This window comes from Actinomadura montaniterrae (assembly GCF_008923365.1).
Lineage (GTDB): Bacteria > Actinomycetota > Actinomycetes > Streptosporangiales > Streptosporangiaceae > Spirillospora > Spirillospora montaniterrae.
In genome coordinates this window covers 1-4,579 of the sequence record NZ_WBMR01000398.1, presented here as the reverse complement: position 1 = coordinate 4,579, position 4,579 = coordinate 1, and the positions used below count along the sequence as shown (strand labels likewise).

The 4,579-nt window shown below is 75.1% G+C and carries 4 protein-coding genes; 2 read left to right on the top strand and 2 right to left on the bottom strand.

Annotated features, from left to right (window positions below):
• The coding region (locus F9B16_RS49340; protein ID WP_151547171.1) for a DUF58 domain-containing protein at positions 1-1,197 on the bottom strand (1,197 nt) is incomplete at its 3' end.
• 4 nt (positions 1,198-1,201) lie between these two features.
• On the bottom strand, positions 1,202-2,275 hold the full coding sequence (locus F9B16_RS49335; RefSeq protein WP_225992663.1) for an AAA family ATPase: 1,074 nt from the start codon (positions 2,273-2,275) through the stop codon (positions 1,202-1,204).
• 492 nt (positions 2,276-2,767) lie between these two features.
• Between F9B16_RS49335 and mraZ the strand changes: the two genes are divergently transcribed.
• The gene (mraZ, locus tag F9B16_RS49330) at positions 2,768-3,199 is read left to right on the top strand and encodes a division/cell wall cluster transcriptional repressor MraZ (protein ID WP_151547170.1); all 432 of its coding nucleotides are present in this window, start codon (positions 2,768-2,770) and stop codon (positions 3,197-3,199) included.
• A 243-nt stretch (positions 3,200-3,442) separates the two neighbouring features.
• Positions 3,443-4,429 (top strand): 16S rRNA (cytosine(1402)-N(4))-methyltransferase RsmH, encoded by a 987-nt coding sequence (rsmH, locus tag F9B16_RS49325; RefSeq protein WP_151547169.1) that lies wholly within the window; start codon positions 3,443-3,445, stop codon positions 4,427-4,429.
• The last annotated feature ends 150 nt before the right edge of the window (positions 4,430-4,579 follow it).

The window sequence follows — 4,579 nt, the reverse complement described above, 5'->3', positions numbered from 1 at the left end:
CGTGCCGCCGCGCGCCCCCGGGACCCGCGGCCGGGCGATCCGCGCCCGGTGGACGTTCTCCGCCCCGCCGTCCCGGCGCGCGGGGGAGGCGTCGATCAGCACCGCCAGCCGGGACCCGGCGCCGCGCCGCGTCGCCGCGACCCGGTGCGCCTCCTCGGCGGTCAGCGCGCCGAACACCGCGGTGACCAGCCCGTCGCCCTCCCGGCCCTGCCCGGGCGCGCCGCCGAGCGCCGCGAGACCCGGCGTCAGCGACACCGACTTCGACCGCCGCGCCACCGCCAGCGCCTCCAGCAGCAGCCCCTCGAACGCCCCGTCGAACGACGCCGCCGCAGACAGCGCCTCGCCCGCGTCGGTGACGAACCGCAGGTTCATCCCCGTCCGGCCGAGATGCACCCCGATCGACGCGGCGACCGACACCGCCTGCTCGAACGAGCCGCCCGGGCCGTCGCCCCAGTGCGCGCGGCGCCGCGTGTCCAGGAACAGCGTCCCGCTGCTCTGGCGGTGCTGCTCCTCGCGCCGCACCATCAGCTCGCCGTGCCGGGCCGTCGACCGCCAGTGCACCCGCCGCAGGTCGTCGCCGTGCCGGTACTCGCGCGGCGCGACGTCGTCCTCGCCCGCCGCCGACACCGCACGGGCCAGGCTCTCGCCGCCGCCTCCCCACGCGCCGCTCAGCCGCGTCGCCGGCAGCGGCACGATCGCCGGCGTGACGGTGAGCGTGTCGGACATGCTGAACGAGCGGACCAGCTCCACCATCCCGAACGGGTCGGCCAGCCGGACCGTCAGCGGCCCCACCCGGAAGCGGCCCCGCACGTCGGACCGGATCCGGTAGCCGAGCTCCCGCGAGCCCTGCGACTCGATCCGGTCCAGCACGAACCGCGCCCGCCCGCCGAGCGCGTACGGCACCCGGTCCTCCACCAGCAGCAGCCCGCTCGGCAGCCGCGACACGTTCTCCAGCCGCAGGTCGACGCGCGTCTCGTGGCCGACCGGCAGCCGCGGCGGCTCCAGCCGCCGCGCGCACGCCAGCCGGTAGCGGGTCCGCGACACCGCCAGCGTCGACAGCAGCGGCAGCACCAGCACCAGGATCCCGGCGCGCAGCAGGTCCCGCTCGCCGAGCACGAACGCGCACACGATGGCCGTCGCGCCGGCGGCCACGAAGGACCGCCCGCGCGTGGTCAGCCCGGCCAGCGCCCGCCTCAACCGGTCACTTCCCGGGTGCGGGCACCGGCAGGCGGCGCACCAGCTCGGCGACCACCTGCTCGGGACGCCGCCGCTCCACCTGCGCCTCCGCGGTCGGCAGCAGCCGGTGCGCCAGGACCGGGACGGCCAGCTCCTGCACGTCGTCGGGGAGCACGTAGTCGCGCTCGTCCAGCGCCGCGTACGCGCGCGCCGCCCGGACCAGGTGCAGGGTCGCGCGGGGGGAGGCGCCGAGCCGCAGCTCGGGGTGCTTGCGGGTCGCGGTGACCAGGTCGATCGCGTACTGCCGCACCGACGCCGCGACGTGCTGGCGCCGCACCACCTCGATCAGGTCGCGGACGTCGGAGGCGTGCGCGACCGGGGTGAGCCGGTCCAGCGGCGACGACCCGCCGTGCGCGTCGAGCATCTCCAGCTCCGCCGCCGGGTCGGGGTACCCCATCGAGATCCGCGCGGTGAACCGGTCGCGCTGCGCCTCCGGCAGCGGGTAGGTGCCCTCCATCTCGACCGGGTTCTGCGTGGAGATCACCATGAACGGGGGCTCCAGCGCGTAGGTGGTGCCGTCCACCGTGACCTGGCGCTCCTCCATGCACTCCAGCAGCGCCGACTGCGTCTTCGGCGACGCCCGGTTGATCTCGTCGCCGACCACGATGTTGGCGAACACCGGGCCCGGCTTGAACTCGAACTCGCGCAGCTCCTGGTTGTAGGCGCTGACGCCGGTGATGTCGCTGGGCAGCAGGTCCGGCGTGAACTGCACCCGCCGCACCGAGCAGTCGACGGAGCGTGCGAGGGCCTTGGCCAGCATCGTCTTGCCGACGCCCGGCACGTCCTCGATGAGCAGGTGACCCTCGGCGAGCAGCACGGTCAGCGCCAGCCGCACCGCCTTCGGCTTGCCCTCGATCACCGACTCGACGGCGGCCCGGATCCGGTCGGCGATCCGCGCGAGGCCGGCCAGGTCGCCGCCGGAGCCGTCGCGTCCCGCCGGGCCCTCCGCCCTGCCGCCGCCCGCGCTGCCGGGCCGGGCGGGGCGCGATGCCGGGGGGTCGGTCTCCATGAACGACTCGCCGTGCGTGCCTACTGCCACCAAACCCTCCTCAGCCGTCCGGCCGCGTGGTGTGCTCGAAGGCCCCTGACGGAGCCCGCCCCCCGGGACCGGGGGCCCGTCTCCTCGCGACCGGTGCGGCGCTCTGTGCGCCCGCCCAACCGACAGTACGTCGTCGGCGGGCCCGCCGCGATGTTCATGTGGAACGCGAGCCCATTGTGCTCCACGGCGATCACCACCACAGCCCCACCGGGCCCACCACTTCGCCCCACCGGGGGCTCCCGGCCCTCCCGCGCGCCCCCACAAAGGTCCATGGCGGACGGTGCCGCGGGCCGCCCCGGCGGGACCGCCGCGGGACGGCGCGCGGAGGGGCGCCCGCCGCCCCCCACTCCGCCCCACCCCGTCTGACCTGCGACTTTCTCGATGATCTTCGTGCGCGGAAGGCGTTTTCCTTGTTGACGGTGGGGAAGAGTGGAGTAGAGTGGGGCGCCGTGGGGAGCAGTAGCGCCTCATGCGGCGCGGGAGGTGGGGCCGGTGTTCCTCGGCACCCATTCACCGCGCCTCGACGACAAGGGACGACTGTTCCTGCCGGCGAAGTACCGCGAGGAGCTGTCGGGGGGATTGGTGATCACGAAGGGCCAGGAACGCTGCCTGTACGTCTTCCCCATGGCGGAGTTCCAGCGCATCACCGAGGCTCTGCGTGCCGCGCCGGTCACCGAGAAGGCGGTCCGCGCGTACAGCCGGGTCTTCTTCGCCAGCGCCTCCGACGAGGTCCCCGACAAGCAGGGACGCGTCACGATCCCGCCGCCGCTGCGCACGTACGCGGGCCTGACCCGCGACTGCACGGTCATCGGCGCCAACACACGCCTGGAGATCTGGGACACCCAGGCCTGGGAGTCCTACCTCGAGCAGGAGGAACAGGCGTTCTCCGACGTCTCGGAGGAGGTGTTGCCAGGGATCCTCTAGACGACCCGTCGGTCCGTTGACCGGCATTGGCCCACGTTCGGCCAGGTCTCCAGCCGCTCTCCGAGCCAGCTGGCGCAGCTTCCCCGGTGCCAGACGGCGACCCCCCGCGGAAACGCGGTGATCTTCCCTTAGGGCAGCGGATGGGGACCTGGCCGGGCGAGGCCGCCGCCGGGGGCGGGCAAGGTCCGGACCGGCGATGCCACACAGTCCGCGAGCGAGGTGGCAGTACCAGGGGGGTGAACCATGGACGTGGGAGACCACGCGGCCGGGGCCGGTCACGTACCGGTCATGCTCGGTCGCGTTCTGGAACTTCTCGCCCCCGCCGTGGACGCCGCCCGCGCCGCCGGGCGCACACCTCTCTATCTGGACGCCACCCTCGGCATGGGCGGCCACGCCGAGGCCATGCTCCGGGCCCACCCGGACCTGCGGGTCATCGCCCTCGACCGCGACACCACCGCGCTGGAGCGCTCCGCGCGCCGGCTCGCCCCCTTCGGCGACCGCGTCGCGTTCGAGCACGCCGTCTACGACGAGATCCCCGGCGTCCTCGCGCGGCTCGGCGTCCCGTCGGCGGACGCCGTGCTGTTCGACCTCGGCGTCTCCTCCCCGCAGCTCGACGAGGCCGACCGCGGCTTCGCCTACTCCTACGACGCGCCCCTCGACATGCGGATGGACCGCACCCAGACGCTCACCGCGGCGGAGGTCGTCAACGGCTACCCGCCCGCGGAGCTGGCGCGCATCCTGCGCGAGTACGGCGAGGAGCGGTTCGCCCAGCGCATCGCCTCCGCGATCGTCCGCGAGCGCGAGCGCGCCCCGCTCGACTCCACCAGGCGGCTCGCCGACCTGGTCCGCACCTCCATCCCGGCCGCGACCCGCCGCACCGGCGGCAACCCGGCCAAAAGGACGTTCCAGGCGCTGCGCATCGAGGTGAACGGCGAGCTGGACATCTGGCGGCGGGCGCTGCCCGCCGCCCTGGACGCGCTCCCGGTCGGCGGCCGGGTCGCCGTCCTCAGCTACCACTCGCTGGAGGACCGCATCACCAAGCGGGTCCTCGCCGCCGAGGCGGCCGACACCACCCCGCCGGAGCTGCCCGTCCCGCTGCCCGAGCACGAGCCGAGGTTCCGGCTCCTGACGCGCGGGGCCGAGCTGCCGTCCGACGAGGAGACCACGACCAACCCACGGGCCGGGTCGGTGCGGATGCGCGCCGCCGAGCGGGTCCGGGAGGCGACATGACGACGACGAGCCGACGCCCGCCGGCCACCGCGCCCGCCAGGAACGCGCCGAAGAAGGCCGCGCCCGCGAAGAAGAAGAGGCCCGACCCGGACCGCCCGGCCGACGCCGCCGCGGGACGGGCCGCGCCGCCGCGCCGCCCGGCGAAGAGCC

What these genes read in the sequence shown, in the direction of transcription:
- rsmH (WP_151547169.1), top strand. Translation starts at nt 3,443, where the DNA reads ATGGACGTGGGAGACCACGCGGCCGGGGCCGGTCACGTACCGGTCATG.